Source organism: Paenibacillus segetis (assembly GCF_014639155.1).
GTDB lineage: Bacteria > Bacillota > Bacilli > Paenibacillales > Paenibacillaceae > Fontibacillus > Fontibacillus segetis.
Genome location: NZ_BMFT01000008.1, coordinates 58,810 through 73,625 on the forward strand (window position 1 = coordinate 58,810; position 14,816 = coordinate 73,625).

Here is a 14,816-nt window from a genome sequence, read left to right on the forward strand (position 1 = left end):
CACTGCAAAATTTGACAAACTTTGCAGGTCCCGCCACAAAAGGTGACAATCAAAGTTTACCATTGTTTCAGATTTATCGTAAAGTTTTTTCAGAACTCTGGATGGGAATATCAAAGAATAAATATTAGAAAAGGATAGCATTCCCCAAGGTAATCCTTAGGGAAGCCATCCTTATTGTAATCGGTATTATTTGTGATAATATTAAGCGTTTTTGGAGAAAGCTCCAGTTTTTTCGACGGTTAATGCACCATTGTCTTCATCAATCGTCAATAAATCACCCTTCTTCACATTGCCGGTCAGTAGTTCCTCAGACAAGCGGTCCTCGATATGCTTCTGAATAGCACGACGCAATGGACGCGCACCATAAGCCGGATCGAAGCCTTCCTTGGATAGAAATACTTTGGCTTTGTCTGTGAGAATAAAGTCCACTTCGTATTCATGCAGACGTTTACGGAGCTCTTCGGACATCAAGTTGACGATTTGACTGATATGTTCTTCTCCAAGTGAATGGAAGACGATGGTTTCATCAATCCGGTTAAGGAACTCTGGACGGAAGCTCTTCTTCAGCTCTTCCATCACCTTGCCCTTCATGCTATCATAATCTCCCTTAGCATCTTCCACCGCAGTGAATCCGAGTCTCGTATTACGCTTGATTGCCTCTGCACCAACGTTGGACGTCAGGATAATCAAAGTGTTACGGAAGTCAACGACACGGCCTTTGGAGTCCGTCAAGCGACCATCTTCCAGCACCTGCAACAAGATGTTGAATACTTCTGGATGTGCCTTCTCGATTTCATCAAGCAACACAACGGAGTAAGGTTTGCGGCGTACCTTTTCGGTCAATTGTCCACCTTCTTCGTAGCCAACATACCCCGGAGGAGCTCCTACGAGACGAGATGTGGAATGCTTCTCCATATATTCGGACATATCGATACGAATAACAGCATTCTCATCGCCGAACATGGCTTCAGCCAATGCTCTCGCAAGTTCAGTCTTACCAACCCCTGTTGGGCCTAAGAAGATAAAGGATCCCATTGGACGTTTCGGATCTTTGAGTCCGGCACGTGCCCGGCGAATAGCCCGGCTTACCGCTTTGACTGCTTCCTCTTGGCCAATGACACGTTCGTGCAAAATATGCTCCATATTAAGCAGACGATCAGTTTCTTCTTCTTTCAGCTTGCTAACAGGAATTCCAGTCCAGCTCGCCACGATTTGGGCGATATCATCTGGTGTAACTTCTGAATCCGTGCGTCCTTGTTGTTCTTTCCATTGATTCTTCGTAACATCAAGCTCTTCACGAATCTTTTGTTCTGTATCGCGGAGTGCTGCCGCTTTCTCGAACTCTTGACTCTGTACAGCCGAGTCCTTCTCTTTACGGATGTCTTCAAGACGACTTTCCAGTTGCTTCAAGTTGGGTGGTACCGTATAGGAGTTCAGCCTTACTTTGGATCCAGCTTCATCAATTAAGTCGATCGCTTTATCCGGTAAGAAACGATCCGGGATGTATCGGTCGGACAGTTTAACCGCTTGATCAATAGCTTCATCGGTAATCTTCACACGGTGATGAGCTTCATACCGATCACGAAGACCATGTAAAATTTGAATCGCTTCTTCAACAGATGGTTGATCGACAGTAATGGGTTGGAAACGACGTTCTAAAGCCGCATCTTTCTCAATGTATTTGCGATATTCATCCAAAGTTGTAGCCCCGATGCACTGTAGCTCACCACGTGCAAGTGCTGGTTTCAGAATGTTGGAAGCATCAATAGCACCTTCAGCTCCACCAGCCCCAATCAATGTGTGCAATTCATCGATAAAGAGAATAATATTTCCCGCTTGTCTAATTTCATCCATAATCTTCTTCAAACGGTCTTCAAATTCGCCGCGGTATTTCGTACCCGCTACGACAGATCCCATATCGAGTGTCATTACTCTTTTATCACGAAGTGTCTCAGGAATTTCATTATTAATGATCTTCTGAGCCAACCCTTCGGCAATCGCTGTTTTACCAACGCCTGGTTCACCAATTAGAACTGGATTATTCTTCGTCCGACGGCTAAGAACTTGGATAACTCGTTCGATCTCTTTACTTCTTCCGATAACCGGGTCCAAGTTCCCTTCTTTGGCAGTTACCGTCAAATCACGTGCTAGGCTATCAAGAGTAGGTGTATTTATATTTGCTGGTGTTCCATGGTGGCTAGATACGGCTTCACTGCTCCCCAATAGTTGTAGCACCTGTTGACGCGCCTTGTTAAGGCTAATCCCCAAATTATTTAGTACACGCGCAGCTACACCTTCACCTTCACGAATTAATCCAAGCAAGATATGCTCTGTTCCGACATAGGTATGGCCAAGTTTTCGAGCTTCATCCATTGACAGTTCAATAACTTTCTTAGCACGTGGTGTATAAGCGATATTGGTAGGTTGCTCTTGTCCGCGGCCGATCAGTGTTTCAACTTCATCTTGAATTTTCTCTAATCCAAGACCAAGACCGATCAAAGCTTTAGCAGCAATACCTTCTCCTTCACGGATCAGTCCGAGTAAAATATGCTCAGTACCTATATTATTATGCCCTAGTCTTACAGCCTCTTCCTGAGCAAGTGCCAACACCTTCTGCGCACGTTCTGTAAATCTTCCAAACATCATATCCCCTACACCTCCATGATTATTCTATTGCTTACGTTAGGACAACAAAAAGCATACTCCCTGATGTTCCTCTTCGTTATTTACCCATTTTGTCACGAATAAGCATGGCACGATACATATCCCGCTCTCCAGGTGACATGTTCTCACTATATATTTTTTGCAGAAAACCTGGTTGTGTCATCACATTCAATTCATTAAGCACTTGAGGTGATAACGAATCAATCAATCCCAAATCTACACCAAGACGAACATCAGACAGACGTTGAGCCGCTTCTTTTGATTCCATTATGGCTGCATGAGATAAAATCCCGTAAGACCGCATCACACGATCCATCATTCTAAGGTGTGATTCCTTCAACAATGTCTCTCTCGCAGCCTTCTCATGATCAATGATCTGCAGAACAACACTGTATAAGTTTTCAATAATCTCGTCTTCACTTTGTCCTAGTGTAATCTGATTTGAAATTTGAAACAAGTTTCCCATGGCTTCGCTACCTTCGCCATAAATCCCACGGACCGTAAGTCCAACCTGAGATACCGCCGAAAGGATGCGATTAATCTGACCTGTTAACACAAGCGCAGGCAAGTGCATCATTACGGAAGCTCTTAGCCCAGTACCAACATTCGTTGGGCAGCTGGTAAGGAATCCACGATTATCATCAAATGCATAATCCACATGGTCTTCAAAAATATCATCCACCGAGGTTGCTTTTTCCCATGCCTCCTGTACCTGAAAGCCGGGATATAGACATTGAATTCGTAAATGGTCTTCCTCGTTCACCATAATGCTCAAGCTTTCGTCTTCGCTTATAAAGACAGCTCCGCTTTTTGATTCGTTGGCGAGACTAGGACTAATCAAATGCTTCTCAACCAGAATCTTTTTATCTAAATCGTCCAAATCCTCAAGAAGAATAGGATATAGCTTACCAAAGGCTTGTATTCGTTCGTCATCTAGCACATCTTCAAGTCGTTTAAGAACATCTTCTGACTGCTCACTTGTAGCCAACATTGGAAACGGTGCATAGAGCAGGTTTCTTGCAATCCGAACCCGGCTGCTAATGACAATATCGGAATCCTTACCCCCACTGCTCATCCACTTACTGAGTGGTTGTTCTGTAAACCGGAGATTTGGCATCGCTTATTCCTCCTACTCTGCGGAAAGTGTCTTCTCAAGCTCGCGAATCTCATCCCGCAGCCTAGCGGCCTCTTCGAACTCTTCCTGAAGAATCCGCTCCTGCAATTTCTGACGAAGCTCATCAAGCTTACGTTTTACTTGAATATGATTTCCTGCCCGTTTTGGTACTTTACCTACATGAACTGTATTCCCATGAACCCGCTTAAATAAAGGGTCTAATCGATCATTAAAATATTTATAACATGAACTACATCCAAAGCGACCAATTTTGCTAAATTGTGAATAAGTTAATCCACACTCTTCACAACGTAGATTTTCAGGTATTTTAGCACTTGGGTTGTGACTATGACTTCCAGGGTTGAAATCCAAAAAACCAGACAGCAAATTATGAATGGAAAACCCACCTGTTGTACCTGGGATAATCTCACCCTTCTCCCTTGCGCAGGTTTCACAAATACGAAATTCTGTTTTTTCCCCATTCACAATTTTGGTAAAGTGCAGTGTCGCGGGACGTTTCCCGCATTCTTGACATTGCATCGGGTATCCCTCCTTCATTAGATGGATCGTTGGACTCCTTAGCCTAACAAAGAGATCAGCATTGCCTTCATGATTCTTGCCCTGATCTGGTCACGATAGGGAAGCTGGACCATTAGCACTTCTCTTGATATAGCTGCTCGCATAAGGGCCGCTTCACGGCTACTTAAGAACCTTGATTCCACAAGCTGATATATCAAACCTTCTGCTGCGGTCTGCCCCATCTCATCACCTATTGTATGATGCAAGTGGGTATGCAGCGTAGTGGGACCCGGTAATTCGATCCGACGGATACGAACATAACCACCACCACCCCTTTTGCTCTCAACCAAATAGCCTTTTTCCAGCGTAAAACGTGTACTGATGACATAATTGATTTGAGACGGCACACAAGAGAACTGGTCGGCCAGATCGTTACGCTGAATTTCTATCGTTCCCTCTGGACTTTCATGCAGAATACTCTTGAGATATTTTTCAATAATATCGGAGATATTACGCATCACTCATCCTCCATTGCTCAAACATCAAGCCGATATTTTTTACGAAAATATCCGGTATATATTATCCATTTGGCAAGATAATTTACCGGTTGTTGACTTTGACTTTCTTTGACCTTGTTTTTATTATAACATAATTTCTTTGTTTGCCAAGAGGTTTTACCTCTACAATTCAGTGTGACCTGCTGTGCACAAAATATTCCGATTCCAAGTGGGAAGTATCTTCAATAGTATCCTCAATTGCAAAAGAACACTCCAATATGAAGTGTTCTCGGGCGGGTTTGAATACTTGAGTTACGTGAGATTAACCTTCAATAATGCTTTTCCGATAATGATTAGGGGGTACTCCAACCACTTTTTTAAAAGAAGTACTGAAATAATGCTGAGTATCATAACCTGTTTTTTCAGCAATTTCATGCATCGTTAATTTCGTCCCTGCGAGCATGCGTATCGCCATTTTGATTCGAACATGCGTTAGCATACCAATAAAAGATTGACCTGACTCTTGCTTGAAAATTCGGCTCAAATAGACTGACGATACGCCCAGTTCATCTGCTACTCCCTCTAGTGTCAATTCGGGGTCGTTGTACCTCTCCTCAATAATATCCCGCGCTCTTCTAACAAAGTCGGACATTCGCGCTTCCCGATTTACCATTGTCTTCGCTGCGGTGTACAGATCTGGCAAATCATTATTCTCGTCATTTAACTGGAAGCTAACGAGTACAGACAAGTTCAAATATTTCTGGCAAGCTTCCGCAATACGGGTACCAATCATGCTATCCTTGCACCCCCAAACCAATACGACGATCATCCCAGTTTGATCGCGGAAGTGAACATAATTTTCGGCTTCAATCAGCTCTTCAATTACGTTCTCAATCGCGAACAGCAGCAGTTGCCGATCCTTCTCAGATAAAAACACCTTTCCTTTGGACTGTTCCGGCCAACGGATAACTCCAACCAACTCAGGCGTTTGCTCTGGCATTTGGAGGAAAGCTAATTGCCCAGCGATCTCATCTTCGCTAATATCTCCCTCAATCCATTCCAAGCAAAACCGCTCGCGAAGTAACGATACATTCTTATCGATCTGTTTAGAAGCTATATCAAGTATCTTTTCGTTTGTAGCATCCAAATCCAGTCTCCTGGCGATTGCCGCAAGCACCTCCATTAACTGTCCCGGATTTACAGGCTTTAGAATGTAATCGTCTACCTTGAGCTTGATCGCTCTTTTAGCGTATGCAAATTCATCATGACCCGTAATTATGATTATTTTACAGTTAGGAAGCTGCTCGCGAAGCTCACTGATCAGAGTAAGACCATCCATAATTGGCATGCTAAGATCCACAATGAGGATATTCACTTGTTCACGGAGTGCCAACTCCAGGGCTTCTTCTCCATCTTCTGCTTCAGCGACCACCTGCAGATTCAATCTGTCCCAATCTACCGAACTTCTGATTCCTTCCCGAATAATGAACTCATCATCAGCTATGATCACTTTCCACTTCTGCTCCATGCTTCTACTCCTCTCGGTGCATAATAGGATGACGAATCGTAACGGTAGTCCCTACCTTTATCACACTTTCAATTGTAATTCCATAGGGTGCACCGTAACTTAAATGGATGCGCTCCTGTACATTCCTAAGTCCATAGCTATTAGAACCCCCGTTGTCTTCCTCCGCTTTTTCCTGGGGGATGGGCTGTGTATAATCTAAATGACCAACCTGCTCCAGTTGCATGCGAAGGCTATTCAATTTGTCCTCGTCCATTCCTTTTCCAGTATCTTCAATCGTAATTACAACCATATCTTGATCTGCTACTGCTCGAATTGATATGAGGCCAGGTCCACGGCGCTCCTTAATACCATGATAGATTGCATTTTCCACAACCGGCTGCAAAATTAGCTTGAGCACGAACAGATTCATCAAGCTCGGTTCTATATCAATTTCATAATTCAACTTGTCTTTATAGCGTGTCTTCTGGATCATTAGATAGCTACGAATATGCTCGAATTCGTCCGAGAGAGGTATCATCTCCTTCCCCCTACTAAGTCCTATTCGAAACAGACGGGACAAGGATTCCACTACTTCCGTCGCCTCATAAGCACCATCTTTTCTAGCCAACCATTGGATCGTATCCAGCGTATTGTACAGAAAATGAGGTTGGATATGAGCCTGCAAGCTTCGTAGTTCAGCTTCCCGCTTCAAGCGTTGCTCCTCACTTACCTGTCTAAGTAAACGTTTTATTTGGGCAAGCATTTGGTTGAAGCTGTGCCCGAGCATTCCAACTTCATCTCGGCGCTTGCCATTATATCGAATACTCATATTTCCACTTTCAACTTTATGCATAAATGATGATAATTGAGAAATCGGTCTAGATATCGAATAGGACAAGTAATAAGATGCCGCAATTCCCAGCATACTGACTAGGAACACAAAGGATACAATATATAAATTAATCTCGTGAACTCCCTGCACAGTTTCTTGCATTGGAAATACACCTACAGTTGTCCAACCGGTAAAAGAAGACTTTTGAAAAATATATTGGAATGGTTTATCATCTATTTTTTCTGTAAAATCACCCACGGTGTCTGCTAAAATTCGCGTTCGGTCTAGTTGATCCGCGATTGAATTTTTAGGCGCATAGAGCATGTCACCTTTGTCGTCAATAACCATGAGATACCCTGATTTACCCAATCTCACATCGCGAACCATCTCAGCAATCAATCGCGATTTGAAATCGATAAGCACCACTCCCTGTACTGCTTGAGTCTCTGGATCAAGTACTGCGCGCACGAAAGAAACAACTTCTTCATCCTTATAGTTGGCATGACTCGTTACATTTCTTTTAACGGGATGTCCGATCAGTTTGAAGATGCCCTTAGCCGTGACTGCCTCTTGGTACCAGTTCTCACTAGTCAAATTTCGACTTGAGCGGGCATACATCTCGTTGCTCATGTATTCTCCATTGTTATTAACAATCATGATTCCCGCTATCTCGGAATGCAGTGTAGTAAAGCCTTGAAGGAACTTTAATGTATTATAGCGTTCCTGCTCTCCTGAAAAGGCACCAGCACCGTTAGCAAAAAATTTACCGATCTCCGGATTAAAAGATATTAAATAAGATACGTTCTGCATATTGCTAGCATGATAATCAAGAGATTTGTTCACGTTGCCAATCAATTGCGAGGTCTGACCATTCACTTGCTCTTCGATCGTGGAGCTAGTTACCCATGAGATTAACAGTCCTAGACATAAGGCAGGAAATATACTTATTAACAAAATATGCAGTATCAACTTGTCGCGAATAGACCAGTTATCGAACTGGAGCCATTTGGTTCGCATGTTTGTTCACCTCCAATACCAAACGACAAATGAGGTATTATTTTGCGTAGAAATGTTCGACATTGGACTTCGTGACGACCGATATACCGGTATCAATATAGGTTGGGAGTGGAGGTACCTGAGCTTGCTGCCAGTCCGCAACAGGTTCAACCAATGCATTTTTCAGATGAAATAACTGCATCAATGACCAGTAGCCCATGTTCCAGGTACCTTGAGCCATCGTGGCGGAAATAACGCCGTCCTTCACCATATCAAGTGTACCTTTATTGGTATCGAAGCTAATAACTTCTATATCCGTGCGATTGTTGTTAATTAATGCATTCCCCACACCCATGCCACCGACAGCTTCAGTTACGAATATTCCTTGCAGGTCTGGATACTTCAGTAATAATGCCCCCGTCTTGCTCTCGGAAACCACTTGATCCCCTTTGTCTTCAACTACTTCAATAACCTTTAGTTGGGGATATTGTTCTTCAAGCGTTTCAATGAATCCATTAACACGTTGTTGCTGATTCAATTGATTTTTCTGGGTAAGGATCACCACGGTACCTCTCTGCCCAACAAGCTCCCCCATCTTATGTGCTGCCGCTACTCCGGCTTCAAAATTATTCGTGCCCAGGAACGAATACGCCTTACTGTTGGGAACATTTGAATCGTATAATACGACGGGAATACCCGAAGAGACTGCTTTATCTATCACGTTGATCAATGCCTCTGAATTGATCGCCGACAGAACAATCCCTGCTGGTTTCTTGGCAATGACCTGCTCGAGCACCGTGACTTCTTCGTGTTCATCATATTGTGTGGCACCTCGATATTCTACCGATACACCTAGTGCCTCTGCCGCATCTTCAAAACCTTTCAAACAATTCTTCCAATATTCATTACCTGTTAAATAGTTCACCATGACGTATTTCTCGTCTGATTCCCCCCGCAAACCAACGGCCGAATCCATTGGATCAGTTGCACCCCGAGAATACGCTGAATATAAATAAATCAAAAATAGACTAATAAGAACAAAATAAAGAATAACTAATTTCTTCAACACTTCCCCTCCAGTGGCATACAAAGTGGTCGAGTCGTATATATCCAACCCTACATCATTATACTTTTTCAACAAAAATAAAGCGCTATCTTTGTCGAAAGTTAAAAACCGCACCCACAATCAAGTAGATGATCGCCGGTACGGTGACATGGATTTCATGGAAGTAGTTTATTAAGCTGTTGTTTTATTTTTATTATAGATATCAAATCCCACTGCAAGAAGCAAAACTAAGCCTTTGATTCCTTGCTGATAATCGATGCCGAGTCCGATCAGGGACATCCCGTTATTCATGACGCCCATAACAAGGCCGCCGATAATCGCACCAATTACTGTACCAACGCCACCCGCAGCAGATGCACCACCTATGAAACAAGCTGCAATCGCATCAAGCTCAAAGTTAACACCAGCCTTAGGCGTAGCTGCGTTCAAACGTGCAGTGAATATCAATCCTGCAAGGGCAGCCATAACACCCATGTTTACAAATACCCAGAAGGTCATTTTTTTCGTTTTGACCCCCGAAAGTCTGGCTGCCTTCTCATTTCCCCCAACTGCATAAATATGCCGACCCATTACCGTCTTTCGCATGATAAATGTGTATAACGCGACTAAGGCGAACAAGATAACAAGAACATTAGGAATTCCGTTGTATGCAGACAATACAAAGGTAAACAAATTAATAACGATCACAATAAGGGCTACTTTGCCGATAAATAAAGGAAGGGACAGTACTTCAAATTTATATCGTGTTTGTGTAATACGCGCCCTCCACTCCATAAAGAGGAACAATAACGAAAGTAGACCACCCAAGAGCAAGGTCAACATATGAACATTCCACTCGCCTGGAATATCCGGAATGAATCCTGAGCTGATTTTGCGGAATGTGTCTGGAAACGGCCCAATCGATTGGCCCCCAAGTGTTACCATGGTAAGTCCGCGAAACAATAGCATCCCTGCCAAGGTCACGATGAAAGACGGGATGCCAACCGTCGCTACCCAAAAGCCTTGCCACGCGCCGATTAACGCACCAAGGAGCAGACACAATACGATGGCTAGTGGAAACGGAATATGATAATTAACCATCATGATTGCGGACATAGCTCCAATGAATGCTGCAATTGACCCAACTGACAGGTCGATATGTCCTGTAATGATAACCAATAGCATTCCAATAACTAAAATCAAAATATAGCTGTTTTGCAGTACTAAATTTGTAATATTAAGGGGCTTAAGTAGTGTGCCGTCCGAAAGGATTTGAAATAACACCATGATTAGTATAAGTACTAGAAACATTCCATATTGCCGTACATTATTGCGAAGCAGTTTAGTTATGTTGCCCATCTTGTATTACCCCCTACTTTTGGTCATCAATTTCATTAATGCTTCCTGTGATGCATTCGCTCTATCTATTTCCCCAGTAAATCTTCCTTCGCACATCACGTAAATCCGATCACACATACCAAGTAGTTCTGGCAATTCTGAAGAAATCATCATAATTCCTTTCCCTGTATCGGCTAACTCATTGATAATCGAGTGAATTTCATATTTTGCACCTACGTCGATACCACGAGTTGGTTCATCCAATATGAGCAAATCGGGCTCGGAGAATATCCATTTACTAAGCACAACCTTTTGCTGATTACCACCGCTTAAATTACCCGTTTTTTGGAGTATGTTAGGAGCCTTAATATTTAGTTTTTTCCGAAATTGTTCTGCCACGACAATCTCACTGTTATCATCGATTACAAACCATTTAGAAATTTTGTTCATGGCAGCCAGCGTGGTATTCCGCTTAATGTCTTCATCCAGAATTAAGCCATATTCCTTACGATCTTCCGTTACATAGGCGATCCCCTCTTGGATTGCCTGCGTAATACTCGCCAACTGAAGTTGCTTCCCATCTTTATGAATCTGTCCGCTGATCCGCCGTCCATAGGATTGCCCGAATAAACTCATCGCCAACTCTGTTCTACCCGAACCCATTAATCCAGCGATTCCTACGATTTCCCCTCGTCGTATGGTTAAATTGCAGTTATCGATTACTTTGCGATCCGCTAATGTAGGATGATATACATTCCAATCCTTGACCTCAAAAAATGTCTCGCCCAGAATAGGCTCATGCTTAGGGTATCGATTGGTAAGTTCCCGACCAACCATTCCTTTAATAATCCGATCTTCCGTGATGCTATCCTTTTTCATATCCAATGTCTCAATCGATTTGCCATCTCGCAAAATAGTGATTGAATCGGCTACTTTCGTAATCTCATTCAACTTATGGGAAATTAGAACTGAGGTTATTCCTTGTTTTTTAAACTCCACCAACAGCTTTAACAGGTTCTCACTATCATCCTCATTTAGCGCTGCCGTCGGCTCATCCAATATGAGCAGCTTCACCTGCTTGGAAAGCGCCTTGGCGATTTCCACCAGCTGTTGTTTGCCCACACCAATTTCCGAAATCGGTGTATTCGGCGACTCGTACAGACCAACTACTTCCAGCAGCTCTCTGGTTCTGACAATCGTTTCGTTCCAGTTGATGATGCCTTTCCTTGATTGCTCGTTTCCAAGAAATATATTCTCTGCAATCGTTAATTGAGGAACTAACGCTAGCTCCTGGTGGATAATTACGATCCCTTTATTTTCACTCTGTTTGATTCCCCTGAACTCGCAGATTTCCCCTTTGAACAAAATATCGCCCTCGTAGGAGCCGTGAGCATAAACGCCGCTTAACACCTTCATCAATGTCGATTTGCCTGCGCCATTCTCACCCATGAGCGCATGAATCTCGCCCTCTTTAACTTGTAGATTCACGTGTTCCAACGCCTTGACACCTGGAAAGGTCTTTGTGATATTTTTCATTTCCAAAATAGTCGCCGTCATTGGGTTACACCCCGCTTTCGGAAAATATCGTAATAAATGATTTAGCGACAGCCCACTCTGTGGCCGCCACTAAATCATCAATTCTAAGGTGCTAATTGTTATTTCAATTGATCTTCAGTGTAATAACCTGAGTCGATCAAAATTTCCTTATAGTTATCTTTGTCTACAATAACCGGCTCTAATAGATAAGAAGGAACCACCTTTTCACCATTGTCATATGTCGTTGTATCATTTACTTCCGCTTCTTCACCCTTCATGATGCTCTGAACCATGGATACGACTTTCTTTGCTAATGCGCGAGTATCCTTAAATACGGTGGAAGTTTGCTCCCCTGCTATGATGGACTTTATGGAAGCAAGCTCTGCATCCTGACCACTAGTAATCGGCATTGGCATATTCGCGGAACCATATCCCACACCTTTCAAAGAGGAGATAACTCCTATGCTGATCGCATCATTTGGTGCGAGAACGGCATCTACATGCTCATCTGAATAATTTGCGCTTAACAAGTTATCCATCCGCGCTTGTGCGGTAGCGCCATCCCAACGCATTATAGCGATCTTATCCATCGTAGTTTGGCCGCTTCGAACGACCAACTTCCCACTATCGATGTATGGCTGCAATACGGACATCGCACCATCATAGAAGAAATACGCATTATTATCATCCGGAGAACCACCGAATAACTCAATGTTAAAAGGTCCCTTCCCATCTTTTAATCCTAACTTGCTTTCGATATAGGTTGCTTGAAGCACACCTACTTTAAAATTATCAAAAGTTGCGTAGAAGCTTACATGCTTGCTTTTCTTAATTAGTCGGTCGTAAGCGATAACTTCGATTTTTGCTGCAGCCGCTTTATCTAAAACATCCGTCAAGGATTCTCCATCGATCGGGGCGATGACAATTACCTTCACGCCTTTGGTAATCATGTTCTCGATCTGGGATACTTGATTCTCTATGACGTCTTCCGCATACTGCAAATCAACTCCATAGCCGATACCTTCAAATTCTTTTTTCATATTAGATCCGTCGTTCACCCAGCGTTCCAGTGTTTTGGATGGCATAGAAATCCCGATCGTCCCATTCTCCCCACTGCTGCCCTTGCCTTCATTTCCTCCACTACTCCCACATGCTGCCAGGACCAATATTAAAGCGGTTACAATAAAGAACGATAATCCCTTTCTCATAAGTTCTATACGCCCCTTTTCAAAATACTATTTGGTGTTTCTATCTCTATCTTACGAGAAGGATACACCCCAAGTCTTTTGACGTATTCAACTTGTTTTTATAAATATTCAAAGTAATGTACGACGGCGGGTATGCTATCTTGTACCAACAAAGAAAAACGAGCCTCTAGAATTACTTCTAAGGCTCGTCGGAGCATGGACTTTGGGTAGGTGGGTAGGTTAGGGTAAAAAATCATATCGTAGTCAGGGCCGAAGAAGGAATAGTACTCCGACCTTGGACGTCTGACGTTCCTGGAGACATTCACTTCAACATTATACGGGGATTATGATTACCTGATGGGGATGTTAGTTGTAGTTTCTACATCTAAATTCATCTCTTGGAGTAAACATTGCTATGTAGATGTATAAAGTGCAATTAAATTGTATGAAAGCTCGCTAGGAAGAGGTTTCTCCAATCAATAAGTGCAGTTTGTACAATTAAAACGAATAAGGTCATTGTTTTGGTCGAAATAGATGTAGTTTCTACAGTTAAAAACGATGAAACACGCCATTTTTCGCCAATCTTGTCCTTACATCGCTCCACCCATTCCATATCTAGCTTATGTAATCTGCTCAAAGGGGGAATGTCTCAACCGGGACTTATTATGTCCCTAAAGCTTTCTCTTCAACATTGTACTGTGATTACGATTACCTGTAGTTTCTGCAGCTAATTTCATCTTTGAAATAAACTTTGATTTGTAGATGTATAAAGTGCAAGTAAAACAAATAAAGTCATTGTTTTGGGGAGATTTAGCGAAATCAGTGTTATTTCATTAGTATTCATCCACCACTAGAGCATCAGTTGCAATACATACTCATCCAACGTTGTACTTTGACTTTGTTAATCTGTGGATATAAATTTATTATTCTGTCTATGGTTGTGAACAATCCGTGGATACTGTGCATGAAAATGTGGATGAGGAGGATAAATACATAGATTTTCTTGTAATTAATATTATCCACAAGGGGATAACCTTTTATTTTTACGAGTTTGGACTGAATTATTCCTACTTTGTAAATATATATCTACTTTTCTGTGCATAAGCAAAATTATCAAAAAAGTTACCCACAACAGAAGGAGCGTATACGAGGAAGTCTGACGAGCAAGGAATCATGAAGTATATTAGAGTTTAGTTCAGATGGATTAATAATCGTGGCTATATGAATGAGGAATTCATTTTAATATTTTATGAAAGTCAGTCAATTAACTGAAGATGAAGAAGGTGTCCACAAAAGTAAATACTTTTGTGGACACCTTCTTCACATTTCTTCTGATCGGGACGACACGATTTGAACATGCGACCCCCTGGTCCCAAACCAGGTGCTCTACCAAGCTGAGCTACGTCCCGACAGTACATACATAAAATTGTTACTTTTGCTCAGATACTGAGCAAAAAAAATACCACGATAGTGGTATTTTGCTTGGCGGCGTCCTACTCTCCCAGGACCCTGCGGTCCAAGTACCATCGGCGCTGGAGGGCTTAACGGTCGTGTTCGGGATGGGTACGTGTGGAACCCCTC

The 14,816-nt window shown here is 42.6% G+C and carries 10 protein-coding genes, 1 tRNA gene and 1 rRNA gene; all 12 read right to left on the reverse strand.

Annotated elements, in window-relative coordinates:
• Positions 1 to 201: 201 nt before the first annotated feature.
• Positions 202 to 2,646, reverse strand: coding sequence for an ATP-dependent protease ATP-binding subunit ClpC (gene clpC / locus IEW05_RS25085; RefSeq protein WP_188542602.1), 2,445 nt, complete (start codon positions 2,644 to 2,646; stop codon positions 202 to 204).
• 76 nt (positions 2,647 to 2,722) lie between these two features.
• Complete coding sequence (mcsB, locus tag IEW05_RS25090; RefSeq protein WP_188542603.1) at positions 2,723 to 3,781, reverse strand: protein-arginine kinase McsB; 1,059 nt, start codon at positions 3,779 to 3,781, stop codon at positions 2,723 to 2,725.
• 12 nt (positions 3,782 to 3,793) lie between these two features.
• Entirely contained in the window at positions 3,794 to 4,318 is a 525-nt protein-coding gene (gene mcsA, locus IEW05_RS25095; protein ID WP_188542604.1) for a protein-arginine kinase activator protein McsA, read from the reverse strand.
• A gap of 38 nt (positions 4,319 to 4,356) precedes the next feature.
• The gene (locus IEW05_RS25100) at positions 4,357 to 4,815 is read right to left on the reverse strand and encodes a CtsR family transcriptional regulator (RefSeq protein WP_188542605.1); all 459 of its coding nucleotides are present in this window, start codon (positions 4,813 to 4,815) and stop codon (positions 4,357 to 4,359) included.
• Between the two features lie 301 nt (positions 4,816 to 5,116).
• Positions 5,117 to 6,322 (reverse strand): response regulator, encoded by a 1,206-nt coding sequence (locus tag IEW05_RS25105; protein WP_188542606.1) that lies wholly within the window; start codon positions 6,320 to 6,322, stop codon positions 5,117 to 5,119.
• A 4-nt stretch (positions 6,323 to 6,326) separates the two neighbouring features.
• Entirely contained in the window at positions 6,327 to 8,150 is a 1,824-nt protein-coding gene (locus IEW05_RS25110; protein ID WP_188542607.1) for a cache domain-containing sensor histidine kinase, read from the reverse strand.
• A 37-nt stretch (positions 8,151 to 8,187) separates the two neighbouring features.
• Entirely contained in the window at positions 8,188 to 9,195 is a 1,008-nt protein-coding gene (locus IEW05_RS25115; RefSeq protein ID WP_188542608.1) for a substrate-binding domain-containing protein, read from the reverse strand.
• A gap of 171 nt (positions 9,196 to 9,366) precedes the next feature.
• Positions 9,367 to 10,533 (reverse strand): multiple monosaccharide ABC transporter permease, encoded by a 1,167-nt coding sequence (gene mmsB, locus IEW05_RS25120; RefSeq protein ID WP_188542609.1) that lies wholly within the window; start codon positions 10,531 to 10,533, stop codon positions 9,367 to 9,369.
• 6 nt (positions 10,534 to 10,539) lie between these two features.
• Complete coding sequence (gene mmsA, locus IEW05_RS25125; protein WP_188542610.1) at positions 10,540 to 12,069, reverse strand: multiple monosaccharide ABC transporter ATP-binding protein; 1,530 nt, start codon at positions 12,067 to 12,069, stop codon at positions 10,540 to 10,542.
• 98 nt (positions 12,070 to 12,167) lie between these two features.
• Positions 12,168 to 13,256 (reverse strand): multiple monosaccharide ABC transporter substrate-binding protein, encoded by a 1,089-nt coding sequence (gene chvE / locus IEW05_RS25130; RefSeq protein ID WP_188542611.1) that lies wholly within the window; start codon positions 13,254 to 13,256, stop codon positions 12,168 to 12,170.
• A gap of 1,314 nt (positions 13,257 to 14,570) precedes the next feature.
• Positions 14,571 to 14,644 (reverse strand) — tRNA-Pro (locus IEW05_RS25135).
• A 71-nt stretch (positions 14,645 to 14,715) separates the two neighbouring features.
• Positions 14,716 to 14,816 (reverse strand): 5S ribosomal RNA (gene rrf, locus IEW05_RS25140); the annotation flags it as partial.